Annotated in this window: 11 protein-coding genes; 8 read left to right on the plus strand and 3 right to left on the minus strand. The window is 66.3% G+C overall.

The window, feature by feature from the left end; genetic code table 11:
• Positions 1-27 precede the first annotated feature (27 nt).
• The 6 genes from DB708_RS13255 to DB708_RS13280 all read left to right on the plus strand — a co-directional run bounded on the left by DB708_RS13255 (position 28) and on the right by DB708_RS13280 (position 6,839).
• Positions 28-2,256, plus strand: a complete 2,229-nt coding sequence (locus tag DB708_RS13255) for an ATP-binding protein (RefSeq protein WP_108922490.1) — start codon at positions 28-30, stop codon at positions 2,254-2,256.
• 105 nt (positions 2,257-2,361) lie between these two features.
• A complete protein-coding gene (locus tag DB708_RS13260; protein WP_165839819.1) occupies positions 2,362-2,799 on the plus strand; it encodes a helix-turn-helix domain-containing protein in 438 nt (145 codons plus the stop codon).
• 104 nt (positions 2,800-2,903) lie between these two features.
• Positions 2,904-3,437, plus strand: coding sequence for a hypothetical protein (locus tag DB708_RS13265; protein ID WP_108922494.1), 534 nt, complete (start codon positions 2,904-2,906; stop codon positions 3,435-3,437).
• A gap of 50 nt (positions 3,438-3,487) precedes the next feature.
• On the plus strand, positions 3,488-5,281 hold the full coding sequence (aspS, locus tag DB708_RS13270) for an aspartate--tRNA ligase (RefSeq protein ID WP_201263515.1): 1,794 nt from the start codon (positions 3,488-3,490) through the stop codon (positions 5,279-5,281).
• Positions 5,278-5,712: a nitroreductase family deazaflavin-dependent oxidoreductase gene (locus tag DB708_RS13275; protein ID WP_108922498.1), complete on the plus strand. Its 435-nt coding sequence runs from the start codon at positions 5,278-5,280 to the stop codon at positions 5,710-5,712. Before aspS ends, DB708_RS13275 begins: the two co-directional genes overlap by 4 nt.
• Positions 5,713-5,759: 47 nt before the next feature.
• The gene (locus tag DB708_RS13280) at positions 5,760-6,839 is read left to right on the plus strand and encodes an FUSC family protein (RefSeq protein WP_108922500.1); all 1,080 of its coding nucleotides are present in this window, start codon (positions 5,760-5,762) and stop codon (positions 6,837-6,839) included.
• Positions 6,840-6,844: 5 nt separating this feature from the next.
• Here the strand turns inward: DB708_RS13280 and DB708_RS13285 are convergent, their stop codons facing one another.
• Positions 6,845-7,234, minus strand: coding sequence for an MmcQ/YjbR family DNA-binding protein (locus DB708_RS13285; protein ID WP_108922502.1), 390 nt, complete (start codon positions 7,232-7,234; stop codon positions 6,845-6,847).
• A gap of 72 nt (positions 7,235-7,306) precedes the next feature.
• On the opposite strand from DB708_RS13285, the gene DB708_RS13290 reads away from it, so the two are divergent.
• Entirely contained in the window at positions 7,307-8,257 is a 951-nt protein-coding gene (locus DB708_RS13290) for a transglutaminase family protein (protein ID WP_108922504.1), read from the plus strand.
• On the plus strand, positions 8,250-9,299 hold the full coding sequence (locus tag DB708_RS13295) for a zinc-binding metallopeptidase family protein (RefSeq protein WP_108922505.1): 1,050 nt from the start codon (positions 8,250-8,252) through the stop codon (positions 9,297-9,299). Before DB708_RS13290 ends, DB708_RS13295 begins: the two co-directional genes overlap by 8 nt.
• A 51-nt stretch (positions 9,300-9,350) precedes the next feature.
• Here the strand turns inward: DB708_RS13295 and DB708_RS13300 are convergent, their stop codons facing one another.
• Both DB708_RS13300 and DB708_RS13305 read right to left on the minus strand, forming a co-directional pair.
• Entirely contained in the window at positions 9,351-11,987 is a 2,637-nt protein-coding gene (locus tag DB708_RS13300) for a circularly permuted type 2 ATP-grasp protein (RefSeq protein ID WP_108924171.1), read from the minus strand.
• 26 nt (positions 11,988-12,013) lie between these two features.
• Positions 12,014-15,343, minus strand: coding sequence for a transglutaminase family protein (locus tag DB708_RS13305; RefSeq protein WP_108922507.1), 3,330 nt, complete (start codon positions 15,341-15,343; stop codon positions 12,014-12,016).
• Between the last annotated feature and the right edge of the window lie 10 nt (positions 15,344-15,353).

Genomic DNA, 15,353 nt, shown 5'->3' on the forward strand with positions numbered 1-15,353 from the left:
CGACACAGCGCACTACGATAGCCAATAGTGACCGTGGCCGACTATCCACTAGAACGCGCGACCGAATTGGGACGGTTGGCCGCGCTGTTGGATGACGTGCAGTCGGGCCGCGGCCAGGTATGCGTTATCGAAGGGCCCAGCGGCATCGGAAAATCGCGATTGCTTGCCGGCTGTATGGATATGGCCGCGGAGCGCGCAATGCAGGTGCTGCGGGTGCGCTGCAGTGAGCTGACGCGCGACCATCCATTCGGTGTCGCTCAGAATTTGTTCGGCCCGACGCTGCTGCGATCTGACCCGGTGACGCGTGCTCGGCTCATGCAGGGGCCGGCGTCGCTGGCCGAGGCGCTGTTCAGTCAATGCGTCGCGACCGACGAATTCGCGGTGCTGCACGGGCTGTACTGGCTGACCGTCAACCTTGTCGAGCAGCGTCCGCTGGCGGTTTTCGTCGACGATCTGCCATGGGCGGACCAGTCTTCGCAGCGGTTCTTCGCCTACCTCGCGGAACGCTTGGACGATGTGCCGGTCGCCCTCGTCGTCACGATCAGAACGGGTGATCCGGGTTCGGAGTCCGCGCTGATCGGTTCGGTCTGGGATTCCGCGACCACCGCGGCAATCCGGCCCTCGACGCTGAGCCTGCAGGCGGTGGCGACGATGCTTGACCGAGCGCTTCCGGAGCACCGGGTGGACGACGATCTTGTCGCCGCGGTCATGGAGCTGACCGGTGGGAACCCATTCTTCGTGGGCGCGGTCACCGACGCGATGCGAGGGGGCGAAGACCCGACGTCGACTACTCCGGGATCGGTACGTCGCCAGATCATCCGTCGGCTGGCACGGTTGGGCTCACCGGCAAGTGCATTGGCCAAAGCGGGCTCGGTGATTGGTGATGACGCCAGCCTTCGCGATGTGTCGCGACTTGCCGGCCTGCAGGTTGATCGTGGGATCGTGCTGGCCGAACAACTCGCCGCCGCGAACATCCTGCAACGAGCCGACCCGGTAGTGTTCGCGCACAGCATCATTCGTGAAGCAACCTATGATCTGCTGCCGGCCGAAGAACGTTTGACATTGCATGCTCAGGCGGCGCGGATTCTGGCCGACGGCGGTGCGGAGTCGGAGGTCGTCGCTGAGCATCTGCTGCTGGCGGCGGCCGGCGGCGAGCCGTGGGTTCTGCAGGCATTGCGCGACGCGGGGCGTGCGGCGGCGCGAAAGGGCGTGCATACAGCCGCGCTTCGTTACCTGCGTCATGCGTTGCGGGTTGCTCCGATAGACCGGATCCCGCCGTGTCTGCTCATCGATCTCGGGCTGAGCGAAGCCGCGGCCGGTGAGGTGATCTCGTTGCACCGCTTCGAACAAGCGCTGGGCTTGATGGAGGACCCCGCCGAACGAGCCGATGCCTTGTACTCGCTGGGGGAGACGCTCTACCGATTCGGTCGATTCGCCGAGGCCGGTGCGACGTTCCGGCGTGGCGCCGAGTTCTTCGACGACGGGCAAGGCGACATTCGAATGCGGTTCGAGGGTGCCGCGTGGAGCGCTGAAGCTCATCTCGGACCGACCCAGAGCATGCCGGCTGAGGCGATCGGCGGCGACGGCCCGCATCACCGCATGGTCCTTGCGGTACAAGCACTTCGAGACTCGTTGAGCACGCCGCCGGCCGATCGAACGGTTCTGCTGGCGTTGCGGGCATTGAGCAGTGGAGCCCTGCTTGCCGACCAAGGCGCCCAGGGCCCCAGCGTCGATATGGCGACACTCGCGCTGCTGCATTGCGAGCAGCTGGTCGCAGCCAACGAGGTGGCCGACGCCACTGTCCAGGACGCCCTCGACCGGGGCGCGGAGCTGGCCTATGCCGAAGCGTCGCTGATACGAGGGCATATTCTCTACGCTCGCGGGCGCATAGTTGAGGCCGCAGCCGATGCGCAAGCTGCTCTGGAGCGCCTTGAACTCAGGGAGCATGTCTATGCGCACAGTGCGCGGGCAGTCGTCGTCCAGTGCATGATCGAACGTGGCGAGCTGGATGCGGCCCAGGAAATGCTCGATTACACGACCACTCATCTCACGGAAACGCCGGCGATCAAGGCGCATCTGCTGGTCGCCCGTGCGCGTCTTCGCCTGATATGCGGCGAAATAGATTCTGCGGTAATAGATTTAGATGAATTACGAGGATCCCTTCACGGCGAGTTGGACCAGAACCCGTCGATATTGCGTTGGCGCTCGCTTGCCGGCATCGCAGCACACCGGCTCGGCGATGTTCACGCGGCGTAACGACTATTCAACGAAGAACTCGACCTGGCCCGCTCCTTCGGCCTGCCGATCAGCATCGCCGTATCCACGCGTCGCAGGGCAAGCACAGAATCGGGCGAGCGGGCAGTGGCCAGTCTGCGGGAGGCGATAGAGATCCTGCAACCTACCGAAGCGCCGCTGCAGTTGGCGCGTGCTCATGCCGCCCTAGGCCGCCGGTTGCGGCGTCAGGCCCAGCAAGTGGAGGCGCGTAAACACCTCAAGGTTGCTCTGGACCTGGCGTACCGTTGCGGCGCAACAACATTGGAAAGATACACGCGCGAGGAGCTGGCGGCGGCAGGGGCTCGGCCGCGCCGGCCGGTGGTGACGGGAGTCGAATCCCTGACGCCCACCGAGGCGCGCATCGCCCGTCTTACCTCTCAAGGACTTTCGAATCGCGACATCGCCGAACAACTCTTCGTTTCGAGCAACACCATCGCATGGCACCTGCGAAACATCTTCCGCAAACTGGCCATTGATTCACGAGACCAGCTCGATGCACACCTGAACGAGCCTGGCCGACTCTGAGTCCGAAGTGTGACGGCGCTCACACTGTGCGGGTCCGAAGAGCTGAATAAATCGTGTCGCCATTCTCTTTCAAGAGGAAGACCGGTCATGAGAGGGAGTGCGGGATGGCGAGCATCTTCGATCCGGATGATTTGCATGCGATCACACGATCGGTGGCTGGACGCAACGACGGACAGGCCACGTGCGCGCAGATCGTCGACGAATTGAAGCAGATCTATCCGCGGTACGTCAGCGACAAGAACCCATGGCTGTTCAACAGGTCTGGCGGCGGGCAGGGCCAGCTGAAGGTGTTGCACTGTTCGATGTTTGAGTACCTCCTCCTCTATGGCACCCCGACCGGTACCCCACGCCGCTCGGGGCGCGAGTGGATTGAGGTGTGGGACTTCGTGTTCGACGGCGAACTTTGGTGCTGCGAGGAGGGCAAACTCGAGCCCACGGTTTATCGGCCCGGGCGCGTGGCCCACCTGGGCAAGGGCCGGACAATGGGCTGGGCGGTGCCGTCGGCGACATTCATGCTGGAGTACGCCCGCGGGCCCGTCCAGGCCATGCCGCCATTTGGCGTAGCCGACTCGATACTTAACACGCTCGCCTGCTGGACCGCGGGCGCGAGCGTTTCCCGGTCATGCCGTATGGCGTAGCCGATACCACCGAAATCAGCTCCTCTAGACTGATCAGTCGTTCTACCCAGGTGAAGGGGAGTGTTTTTGTGCTGCGTAGCCACGCTGCTGGTTCGCTACGGGATCGCGACGCCGGCCAGCAGGTGACGCTGGTCGGATGGGTGGCTCGCCGCCGCGACCACGGTGGCGTCATCTTCATCGACCTGCGCGACGCCTCCGGCATCGCACAGGTGGTGTTCCGCGCGGCCGACGTGCTGGAACAGGCGCACCGGTTACGCGCCGAGTTCTGCGTCGCGGTGCAAGGCGTCGTCGAGATCCGCCCGGAGGGCAACGCCAACGCCGAAATACCTACCGGCGATGTCGAGCTGAACGTCACGTCACTGACCGTGCTGGGCGAAAGCGCGCCGCTGCCATTCCAGCTGGACGAGCCGGCGGGGGAGGAGCTGCGGCTGAAGTACCGCTACCTCGACCTGCGCCGCGACGGCCCGGCCGCGGCAATTCGGTTGCGCTCCAAGGTGAATGCCGCCGCCCGCTCGGTGCTGTCGCGTCACGATTTCGTCGAGATCGAGACACCGACGATCACCCGTTCGACGCCGGAAGGTGCGCGCGACTTCCTGGTGCCGGCCCGGCTGCACCCCGGGTCGTTCTATGCCCTGCCGCAGAGCCCGCAGCTGTTCAAGCAGTTGCTAATGGTGGCCGGCATGGAGCGCTACTACCAGATCGCCCGCTGCTACCGCGACGAGGATTTCCGCGCCGACCGGCAACCGGAATTCACCCAGCTGGACATGGAGATGAGCTTCGTCGAGGTCGAGGACATCATCGCGATTTCCGAGGAGATCCTGACGGCGCTGTGGGGGCTGATCGGTTATCAGCTTCCGACACCGATCCCGCGGATCAGCTATGCCGACGCCATGCAACGGTTCGGCTCCGACAAACCCGACATGCGATTCGGGCTGGAGCTCGTCGAGTGCACAGAGTTCTTCTCCGACACCACATTCCGGGTCTTCCAGGCGCCGTATGTCGGTGCGGTGGTGATGCCGGGCGGCGCCTCACAGCCCCGGCGCACCCTGGATGGCTGGCAGGAGTGGGCTAAACAGCGCGGACACCGCGGGCTGGCCTACGTGCTGGTGGGCGACGACGGCGAGTTGAGCAGTCCGGTGGCCAAGAACCTGACCGACACCGAACGCGGTGGCCTGGCCGCTCACGTCGGCGCCAATCCCGGCGATTGCATTTTCTTCTCGGCCGGGCCGGCGAAGTCCTCGCGCGCTCTGCTGGGCGCCGCCCGCGGCGAGATCGCCAACCGGCTCAACCTGATTGACCCGGACGCCTGGGCGTTCGTCTGGGTGGTCGACCCGCCGCTGTTCGAGCCCGCCGAAGACGCGACCGCCGCCGGTGACGTTGCAGTGGGCTCCGGCGCCTGGACCGCGGTGCATCACGCGTTCACCTCGCCCAAGCCGGAAGACGAGGGCGCCCTGTCTTCCGATCCCGGTCGCGTGCTGGCCGATGCTTACGACATTGTCTGTAATGGCAACGAGATCGGCGGCGGCTCGATCCGTATCCACCGCCGCGACATCCAGGAACAGGTGTTCGCGGTGATGGGCCTGGACACGGCCGAGGCCGAGGAGAAGTTCGGATTTCTGTTGGAGGCGTTCACGTTTGGTGCGCCTCCGCACGGCGGAATCGCATTCGGCTGGGACCGCATCAACGCGCTGCTGTCCGGGGTGGACTCGATCCGTGAGGTGATCGCATTCCCGAAGACCGGCGGCGGCGTCGACCCGCTGACCGATGCGCCCGCGCCGATCACCGCGCAGCAGCGCAAAGAATCCGGAATAGACGCCAAACCCAAAAAGGTTGACGAAGCATGACGGACTCCAGCTCGATGGCCGAAATGGCCAAAACGTTCAACAAGGACATCGTCGTCGAATTTCGCGCCAATGCCGGCAAGGTGGGCGGGCAGTTCGAAGGTGCCAACCTGCTGCTGCTCACCACGACGGGCGCCAAGTCGGGTCAATCCCGGATATCCCCGCTGGCATATTTCAACATCGACGGCAAGCTGATCATCATCGGCTCGTTCGCCGGTGCGCCCAAGGATCCGGCCTGGGTGCACAACCTTCGGGCAAACCCGCAGGCGCACATCGAGGTCGGCACCGACGCATTCGATGTGACGGCACACGAACTGCCGCTCGCCGAGCGCGACCAGCTGTTCGACAGGGTCACCGCCGCGGCGCCGGGCTTCGCCGAATATCAGTCGAAGACCAGCCGGGTCATTCCGCTGTTCGAGTTGCAGCGCAGGTAACGCTTCTCGCGTTGCCGCCGCTGCTGGAGCTGCGGTAAATAAGCGGGATGAGCACTTCACTGCTGACGCGGCCGTTCGCGGGGAGAGCCGCCATGGTCGGCGGGTGGAAACGGGTCCGTGGCGTGTGGTTCTACCTGGTGCAGACCTCGGTCGCGGCGGGGCTGTCCTGGTACATCGCGCACGACCTGCTCGCGCACCCGCAACCGTTCTTCGCCCCGATCGCCGCGGCGGTGTCGCTGTCGACGAGCAACGTGCTGCGCGCCCAACGCGCCATCCAGATGATGATCGGCGTGACCCTGGGCATCGGGACGGGAACCCTGGTGCAGGGGCTACTCGGACCCGGTGCGGTCTCCATCGCGATCGCCGCGCTGATCGCGTTGTTTGCCGCGGTTTTCATCGGTCAGGGCTACATCGGCCAGGGGATGATGTTCGCCAATCAGACCGTCGTCTCGTCGATTCTGGTGCTCGCCCTCTACCGCAGCGGTGTCGGTTGGGAACGCATCTACGACGCGCTGATTGGTGGCGGCCTGGCCATCGTCGTCGCCATGCTGCTGTTCCCGGCCAACCCGCTCGTGGTGCTGCGCAACGCGCGCATCGAGGTGCTACGAACCCTGCACTCGGTGCTGGTCCGTACCGGCGATCTCGCCCGCGGCCGTGAAGTTCCCGCACCCGATTGGCCGTTGCCGGCCGTCGACAGGGTGTACGAACAGCTGGGCGGACTGATCCAGGCGCGGACCACGGCGCGCCAGGTGGTGCGAGCCGCGCCGCCGCGGTGGGGACTTCGCGACGCCGTCGCGGGTGCGGATCATCAGGCCGTGCACCTGGCCCTGCTCGCCGGGTCCGTGCTGCAGCTGGCCCGCGCCGTCGTGCCCGCCTCCCTTGCCGCCCCGGACGGCCGCCGCGAGCGCCTTCCGCAACCCGCCGAGGCGGTGCTGGACGACCTCGCGAAGGCGACCGCACTCGCCGACTCCGATCCCGTGACCGCAAAGGCGCATGTCGAGTCCGCCCGCCGGCATGCGGCGACGATGGTGTCGAACGCCCGCGAGAGAACCGAGGTGGTGCTCGCCGATGTCGTCGAGGCATGTGTCGACGATCTGCAGCGGGTGATCGAATTGCGCCAGGCCTGACCAGCTCAGGACGGGCCGGTCAGGAACTCCTGCACCAGCTTCTTGGGCGCCTGGGTCAGCCAGGCCTCGGTGATCAGCTCTTCGAGACCGCGCACGTCGATCTCGGCCAGCTTGACCAGCACCGCGGGATAGCCGTTGAAATGCGGGGTGGTGAAGTAGATCCTCGGCTCGTCGGCGACCAGCGCGAACTTGACGCCCTCATCGGACACCCGGACGCCGAGGAGGTCACCTTCGGGAGGCTCCGTGCCACTCGCGCAGAGCGCCGCGCGGTCCGACGGGCGCAGCGGTCGCTCCCACGCCAGCAGCTTCTTACCGACTCGCCAGTCATGCGGCGACTGCTCGGAGACCAGTGGCAGCTCACCGACGATCCGGGCGACGTCATCCCAGGTAGCCACAGATCGATTGTGCTCCCGCTATGGTGCGGTTGGCGCCGTATTGGTTAGCCTTCGCCAACCACCCATCCGGAGATGTCAGGAGGTCACTCGTTGTCTTCTGCAGTGGAAGTTCCGGCCACCCGCCGCCACCGCGTCACCCACCGCACCGAGTACCGCTATTCGGACACGGTGACCAGCTCCTATGGCCGCGGCTTTCTCACTCCGAGGGACTCGCAGCGGCAGCTTTGCATCGCGCACCGGCTGACGATCGACCCGACCCCCGCCGACATCTCCACCGGCGTCGACGGCTACGGCAACGTCAGCTCCTATTTCCATGTCACCGAGCCGCATCACACCCTGACGGTCACCAGCGACTCGATCGTCGACGTATATCCGGCGCCCCCCGAGCGCTGCAGCAACGGGCCGGCGATCGAACCGTGGGAGGCGGCCCGGCCGACCGGACGCAGGGGAGCGCTGGCGACCGAGTTCGCCCTGGACCTGAATCCGCCGGAGATCACCGATGAAGTCCGCGACTACGCGGCGCCCAGTTTCGTGCCCGGGCGCCCGCTGATCGAGGTGCTGCGCGACCTCGCGTCCCGGATTTTCACTGACTTCACCTACCGATCGGGGGCGACGACGATTTCCACGGGAGTCAATGAGGTTCTGGCGGCCCGGGAAGGGGTATGCCAGGACTTTGCGAGGCTGGCGATTGCCTGCCTGCGAGCCAACGGGTTGGCGGCCAGCTATGTGTCCGGCTATCTGGCCACCGACCCGCCGCCCGGAAAGGATCGAATGATCGGCATCGACGCGACCCACGCCTGGGCTGCGGTGTGGACTCCGCAGGCGCCCGGACAATTCGAGTGGCTGGGAGTGGATCCCACCAACGACCAGATGGTTGACCAGGGCTACATCGTCGTGGGACGGGGCCGTGACTACGCGGACGTGCCGCCGTTGCGCGGCATCATCTACACCGACTCGGAGCGCAGCGTGATCGACGTGGCCGTCGACGTCGTGCCGTTTGAAGGTGACGAACTCTATGCGTGACTTCAATTGCCCCAACTGCGGTCAGCGCCTGGCGTTCGAGAACTCCACGTGCCTGAATTGTGGCAGTGCGCTTGGATTTTCACTCGAACAGATGGCGCTGCTGGTGATCGCGGAGGATGGCGCAAGCGAGCATGTTGGCATCGTGGATGCCGCCGAGTTTCAATTGTGCGCGAATCTGCAAGTCGCCGAATGTAATTGGCTGGTCCCCGTCAACACTCCGCGGCTGCTGTGCACAGCATGCGTGCTGACCACCGAACGGCCTAACGATGCCGATACGGTCGGGCTGGCGGAGTTCGCCGCGGCCGAGGCGGCCAAGCGCCGGCTGATCGTCGAGCTGCACGAGCTGAAGCTGCCGATCATCGGCCGCGACCAGGACCCCGATTTCGGGCTGGCCTTCCGGCTGCTGTCCAGTGCGCATGAGGAGGTGCTGACCGGCCACGAGAACGGTGTCATCACAATCGATTTGGCCGAGGGTGACGACGTCCATCGAGAGCAGCTGCGGGTCGAGATGGACGAGCCGTATCGGACTCTGCTGGGGCACTTTCGGCACGAGATCGGGCACTACTACTTCTACCGACTGGTCGCTCCGTCAAGCGATTACGTGCAGCGATTCAACGAGTTGTTCGGCGATCCCGATGCTGATTATCAGCAGGCGCTGGACCGGCACTACAGTGAGGGCGCGCCCGAGGGCTGGCAGGACAGCTTCGTGTCGTCGTACGCGACCATGCATGCGGCCGAAGACTGGGCCGAGACGTTCGCCCACTACCTGCACATCCGCGACACCCTGGACACCTCGGCATGGTGCGGCTTCGCGTCCGCGTCGGCAACCTTCGACCGGCCGCCGTTGGGGCCCAGCGCCTTTCCCAACATCATCGATATGTGGATACCGCTGTCGTGGTCGCTGAACATGGTGAACCGGTCGATGGGCCACGACGATCTGTATCCGTTCGTGCTGCCGGTCGCGGTGCTGGACAAGATGCAGTTCATCCACAATGTCATCGAAGAGGTGACGTCTAACTCGCAGGCCGCCGTCGCCAGCTAGTGGCGATCGCGAGGGCGGCGAAGCCGGGCGAAGCGGGTCGCCACCATCGGGCTAGGCCGGCATCACCCGCCGTTCGTCGGGGCCCCACAGCGGCTGCATGCCGCCGGGCAGGGTCAGCTGCGTCTCGGTCATGACCGCGGCCAAATTGCGCAACTCGGTGTGAATCGCGGCCAACAGGTCGGCCAACTCTTCGCGGTGGCCGTCGGCGCCCGCCTCCTGCAGCTCGGCGGGATGCGACCGGCGCAGCAGTGTGCTGATCTCTTCGACCATCCGTTCCGGGCGCGACGAGCCCGACGCGCTGGGCAGCTCTTTGAGATTGGCCCGCAACCGGTCCAACTGGTACAGCAGCGAGCGCGGGTTGTTCGCGTCGAACAGCATCAGCTCGGTGACCGCGGCGACGTTGACATGGCCGACCGTGCGGCGCCGGTAGATGACGGACGACTCGCAGGCCACCAGCATCGACTCGATGACGGTCTGCTCGGCGGCCGCGCGGCGGACCGTGGTGAGCGTGGCACCCAGCAGCGCGGTCAGCCACAGGCCGCGTTCGATCCGTTTGCCGATGTCCATCATCGCCCAGCCCACGTCGCGCACCATCGACTCGTTGGCCACGCCCGAAAGGGTCAGCATCCCGGCCAAAGTGCGCGCATGTGCCGATGCGAGCAGGGTGTCGGCCTCGGCCAGCGACTGCGGCGGCTCGGGCCGTTGGGCCAGCGCGCGCTCCAGGTTGGCCAGCACCACCCAGGTGTCGTTGGACATCTGATCGCGCACCGCCCTGGCGGCCAGCGCAAGCCCCTCCACCGACTGGATCAGGGATCCCGGGCGATTCGGGTCGACGGTAAGTGCCCACAGCGTCGAAGGGACGATCGCGATCATCTCGGCATGGTCGTTGTCGGTCCCGGTGTCGCTGCCGGTGATGCTGCCCAACGCGGCCATCAGCACCGGCACCACCTCGCTTTCCTCGGTGTCCTGCTGGTGCCGGTACACGTGGAAGCGGTCGCGGGCGGCCATCAGCAGCCGGGCCGTGCTTTCGGCGCGCTCGCCGTAGCGCCCGATCCAGAACAGGTCGGACAGGACACGCGGCGAGCTGACTCCCCAAGTACCCGCGGCGGTCTTCACCGGCGGCACCTCGGTGGGCAGCGTAATGGTCTCGGCTCGCGCGCGCTCCGTCGGGCGCACCCAAACATCTTTGGCAGCAACAGTCTTCAACGAATATGCCGCAGCCCCTGGTGCCAGGACGTAGCCGACGCCGCCGATCATCGGGGCATAGCCGCTGCGTTGGGCGACCGTGAACAACCGCATGCCGACACCGGCCGAGGACAACACTCCGGAGTGATCGGTGGGCGCCGAGGAGAACTGAGGCAACTCCTGACCGGCCCACTGCCAGGGCATGTGCTCGATCCGCGCAGCCAGTTCGGTCAGCTGGGCCACCGAAAGCGTTGGTCCGACAATGGTTTCCCCGCCGACAGTCGACTTGATCAACAGCGACGAGAGGTTGGCCAGCAGATGCGAGAGTTCCTTAGCGATGCCACCCCAATACACCGCCGCGGTGTTCAGCAGAGGTGCCTCGCCGAGCAGCCGTTCGGCCACCTCTGGCAGAAAACGCAGCAGCCCAGGGCTTTCCAGGATTCCGCTGCCCAGCGTGTTGACGACTGTCACCGTGCCGCGGCGCTGCGCCTCCACCAAGCCGACCACCCCGAGCCGGGAATCTGCGCGCAAATCCAACGGGTCGGCGTAAAGCGCGTCGACGCGCCGAAGGACGACGTCGACGCGCTTCAGCGTGCCCAGCGAGCGCATCCACACCTTGCCGTCGCGGACCACCAGGTCGGCGCTTTCCACCATCGGAAAGCCCAGCAGCGTAGCCAGATACGCTTGATCGAACGCGGTCTCCGAGTAGATACCGGGGCTGAGAATCACCACGACCGGGTCCTGCGCGTCATCGGGTGCCGCGTCGATCAATGCCAGCCGCAGCGCCTGCGCGAACGGAGTATTGGGCCGCGGCGCGATCCGCTCGTACAGATCGGGAATCGCGTGCGCGAGGACGCGTCGGTCGGCCAGCGCATACCCCGCACCCGACGGCGCCTGCGTCCAGTCCGCGTTGACCTCGAAGCCGCCGCTGGGCAACCGGCTCAGATCGCACGCGTGCATGAATAGCTGGTGGTGGCCCGGCACTTCGATGCCGCTGGCCGCCCGCACGTAACCGGGGTGGGCGAACACCAGTTCCGGTGGCAGCATGCCGTCGGTGAGCAAGCTCCGTGGCCCGTACAGGTCGGCGAGCACGGCATCGAGCAGGCGCGAGCGCTGCACCAGCCCGGCCTCGAGCACCTCCCAATCGGCCGCGGACACCACGATCGGCAGGGTGTCGAGGCTCCACGCCCGGGGCTCGAGCGGGTGCCCGCTGGAGGGGTCGACCTCGGTGTAGGTGATCCCGTCGTTGTCGATCAGGCTGTGCACCACCGAGCGCAGCTGATTCAGCCCGGTGCGGCCGCGCTCGGCGACCGTGTCGGCCAGCTCGGCCCAGGCCGGTCGCACCGCGCCGTCTTCGTCGAGGAACTCGTCGTAGCCGGCACCTTGTGAGCTGGTGGGGCGCAGGTCGAACAGCGCTTCCTGGGCGCGTGCGGTGCGGTATCCGGCCAGCAGCCGATCGGCGTCGTAGCGGTCGGTTCCGACCGCTGAGGGATCGAGTGCCATTGTGATGCCAGTTCTGGTGGACGCCATTACTGCTGCACGGTACGCACGCGCCGAAGGTCGAGAATGCCCGGCGCGCCGATATCGGTGAAGATCCGGGCCTGCTTCTCCCGGATGCCCGACACGTCCAGGTTGCCCGGGGTAAAGCCGGTCGCCTCGAAGCGGCGGGCCCGGCGCGCCTCGGCCTCGACGGCGTTGACGGGCGGCTCGTCGTAGGCGCGGCCGCCGGGATGGGCGACGTGATAGGTGCAGCCGCCGCGTGAGGTTGCCGACGTGAGATCGATCAGCTCGAACTGCAACGGCACATCGGTGCTGATCGTGGGATGCAGCGCGCTGGGTGGCTGCCAGGCCTTGTATCGCACGCCGCCCACGTGGATGTCGGGGTTGTCGGTGGCCAGCAACGGTACCGGGTAGCCGTTGCAGGTCACCACGTAGCGGTGCCGGTCGGCGCCGATGATGCGGATCTGCAAACGCTCGACCGAGGAGTCGACGTAGCGGGCGGTGCCGGTCGCGGTGGCCTCCTCGCCGAGGGTGTTCCACGGCTCGATCGCGCCGCGCAGCTCGATTTCGACCCCGTCGAAGACGGCGGTGCCAATGCGCGGGAAGCGGAATTCGGTGAACGGGTCCAGCCAGCTGGTCTCGAACGCGATGCCGTGCGCGCGCAGATCGGCGGCCACATCCGCGATATCGTGAATCAAGAAGTGCGGCAACAGATATCGTCCGTGCAAGTTGGCTCCGTGCCGGATCAGCGGGGCACGCAGCGGCTCGTCGGTGAACCAGGCCACCAGCGAGCGCACCAGCAGCGATTGCACCATCGCCATGCGCAGATGCGGCGGCATCTCGAACCCGCGTAACTCCAGCAGACCGAGCCTGCCGCGGGCGCTGTCGGGGCTGTAGAGCTTGTCGATACAGAACTCGGCGCGATGGGTATTTCCGGTGATGTCGGTCAGCAGGTGGCGCAGGGCCCGGTCGGTCACCCACGGTTGTGGCCGGCCCTTCTTGGAAGACGAAGCCAGCCGGGCGATCTCGGCGAACGCGATCTCGAGTTCGTACAGCGCCTCGGGGCGGCCCTCGTCAACCCGCGGCGCCTGCGAGGTGGTGCCGACGAAGCGGCCGGCGAACAGGTAAGACAGCGATGGATGCCGCTGCCAGTAGGTGAGCAACGAGATCAGCAGATCTGGACGGCGCAGCAGTGGCGAGTCCGCCGGCGTCACGCCGCCCAGGGTGATGTGATTGCCGCCGCCGGTGCCGCCGTGGCTGCCGTCGACGTCGAAAGACTCCGTGGACAGCCGGGCCAATCGTGCTTGTTCGTAGAGGGTTTCGAGCTGTTGTCGCTGTTCGTCGAAACTGGCGGTGGGCGCGATATTGACTTCGATGACGCCGGGGTCGGGGGTGATCGTCGTCGATTGCAGCCGCGGGTCGGGCGGTGGGCCGTAGCCCTCGATCACGATCCGGCTGCGGTTCATCGCCGCCGCGGCCTCGACGCGGGCGATCAGATCGACGAAGTGTTCCAGCGCATCGGTGGGCGGGATGAACACGTACAGCAGCCCGTCGCGGGCCTGCGCGACCAGCGCGGTCGGCGGCGCGGTGTCGTCGTCGACACCCTCGGCGCTGGTCGACTCCGTCGACAGCGCGTCGTGCACGGTGGTGGGGTCGACCTCGAACGACGGCCGTGCCGGATTCCAGCTGATCGATTTCAGCGGCAGTCGCAGTCCTGCGGGTGAATCCCCTTCGAGCAGCACGATGCGGCCGCGGCGCAGCTGCCAGTTCGCGCTAGCCCAGCCGAGTTCGTCGTCGAGACGATGCAGTGGCAGCACGAATGCGGCTGGGGCCGAGGTTGTTTCGTCGAGGTGAGCCAGCAGTGCGGCGCGGGCGGCGGCACTGTCGGCGGCTAGGTCGTCGTCGGCCTGGACCGCGTCGCCTGCTGGCAGGCGGACCTTGGCCGCGAGCCGGGCCAGCGGATCCTCGTAGGCCGGGCGGACCTGGGACAGCGGCAATCCCAGGCTGTCGGCGATTCCGGCGAGCACCTTGTAAGCGGTCTCGCTATCCGCTTTCGAGCCCATCGTTCCCGGTGCCCAGGGGTCGGCCAGCAGCGCGTCGTCGGTCCACAGCGGTTGCCCATCGGTGCGCCAGTAGAGCGCGATCTGCCAGCGCGGCAATGGTTCTCCCGGATACCACCGGCCCTGTCCGCGATGAATCAATCCCTGCGGTGCCCACGCGGACTTCAGCCGGGCCGCCAAATCGGATGCGCGCTGCCGTTTGTGCGGGCCGTCGGCCGCGGTGGTCCACTCCTCGTCGATCTGGTTGTCCACCGAGACGAATGTCGGCTCGCCGCCGACCGTCAGCCGGACATCTCCGGCGGCCAGGCGTTGGTCGACTTCGCCGCCGACCGCACAGATCGTTGTCCACGCCGCGTCGGTGTAGGGCAGCGTGACGCGTGGGTCCTCGTGGATGTGGGTGACGGTGTTGGAGAACTCCAAGGTGGTCGCGCACGGGTCGGTGCTGCCGCTGATCGGCGCGGCGCTCGAGGGATGCGGGGTGGCCACCAGCGGGATATGGCCCTCACCGGCAAACAGCCCCGACGTCGGGTCGAGTCCGATCCAGCCCGCGCCGGGGATATAGACCTCGGTCCAGGCGTGCAGATCGGTGAAATCGGCGGCGGGCCCCGACGGCCCGTCCAGCGCCTCGACGTCGGAGGCCAGCTGCACCAGGTAGCCGGACACGAACCGGGCAGCCAGCCCGAACTGCCGCAGGACCGACACCAGCAGCCAAGCCGAATCCCGGCATGAGCCGACGCCGGTGCGCAGCGTGAAATCCGGTGTCTGGACACCGGGTTCCATGCGCAGGCTATAGGCGACATCCGCGTTGACCGCGTGGTTGAGCGCGACCAGGAAGTCGATGGTGCGGGTGCCGGCTGGCACCGAGAAGTCATGCACCCATGCTTGCGCGAGCTCGCCGGGACCCGAGCCTTCGGCCTCTTCGTCAACTGGGCGCAGGTAGGGCTTGAGATCCTCCGCGAGCGCCTTAGGATAGATCAATCCTGAAGCGGGAGGCCATGTTTCCGCCCAGTCCTCGATGAAAAAGTCGAACGGGTTGATCACCTTGAGGTCGGCGATGAGGCCGACGGTGATGGTCAACTGGCGCGTCAGATTCGGGAATACAAGCCGGGCAAGGAAATTGCCGAGTGCGTCTTGCTGCCAGTTGATGAAGTGGTCGGCGGGTTCGACGCGCAGCGAGTAGGCCTCGATGGGTGTGCGCGAGTGGGGCGCCGGGCGCAGCCGTACGACGTGCGGGAAAACCTGGACCCCCCGGTCAAAGGTGTAACTGGTGCGATGCTCCAGCGCAACTTTGATGCTCATAACCGCTGAT

The sequence above is a fragment of the Mycobacterium montefiorense genome, from assembly GCF_003112775.1.
Lineage (GTDB): Bacteria > Actinomycetota > Actinomycetes > Mycobacteriales > Mycobacteriaceae > Mycobacterium > Mycobacterium montefiorense.

What these genes read in the sequence shown, in the direction of transcription:
- DB708_RS13265 (WP_108922494.1), top strand. Translation starts at nt 2,904, where the DNA reads ATGGCGAGCATCTTCGATCCGGATGATTTGCATGCGATCACACGATCG.
- DB708_RS13275 (WP_108922498.1), top strand. Translation starts at nt 5,278, where the DNA reads ATGACGGACTCCAGCTCGATGGCCGAAATGGCCAAAACGTTCAACAAG.
- DB708_RS13280 (WP_108922500.1), top strand. Translation starts at nt 5,760, where the DNA reads ATGAGCACTTCACTGCTGACGCGGCCGTTCGCGGGGAGAGCCGCCATG.
- DB708_RS13290 (WP_108922504.1), top strand. Translation starts at nt 7,307, where the DNA reads ATGTCAGGAGGTCACTCGTTGTCTTCTGCAGTGGAAGTTCCGGCCACC.
- DB708_RS13295 (WP_108922505.1), top strand. Translation starts at nt 8,250, where the DNA reads ATGCGTGACTTCAATTGCCCCAACTGCGGTCAGCGCCTGGCGTTCGAG.
- DB708_RS13300 (WP_108924171.1), bottom strand. Translation starts at nt 11,987, where the DNA reads ATGGCACTCGATCCCTCAGCGGTCGGAACCGACCGCTACGACGCCGAT.
- DB708_RS13305 (WP_108922507.1), bottom strand. Translation starts at nt 15,343, where the DNA reads ATGAGCATCAAAGTTGCGCTGGAGCATCGCACCAGTTACACCTTTGAC.